We start from the raw sequence: 215 nt of genomic DNA, 5'->3' as shown, positions 1-215 counted from the left end.
ATCGGCGACTTCGGATCGTTCTTCGCCGCCGGGTTCACCACGTCGTTCGCGCCGAGCACCAGCACCACGTCGACCTGCCCGAACTCGCCGTTGATGTCGTCCATTTCGTAGACCATGTCATAGGCGACTTCGGCTTCGGCGAGCAGCACGTTCATGTGCCCAGGCATGCGGCCGGCCACCGGGTGAATCGCGTACTTCACCTCGATGCCTTTCTC

1 protein-coding gene is annotated in these 215 nt (G+C 62.3%); it reads right to left on the bottom strand.

The genetic code is table 11. From position 1 onward, the window contains the following. A partial coding sequence (locus P0D70_RS37065; RefSeq protein WP_408188163.1) for an NAD(P)(+) transhydrogenase (Re/Si-specific) subunit beta occupies positions 1–215 on the bottom strand: 215 nt, incomplete at both ends.

The sequence above is a fragment of the Paraburkholderia sp. RL17-381-BIF-C genome (genome assembly GCF_046026435.1).
In the GTDB taxonomy this organism is placed as follows: Bacteria; Pseudomonadota; Gammaproteobacteria; order Burkholderiales; family Burkholderiaceae; genus Paraburkholderia.
The sequence above is the reverse complement of the archived record's forward strand: the minus strand, read 5'-3'. Positions and strand labels throughout refer to the sequence as shown.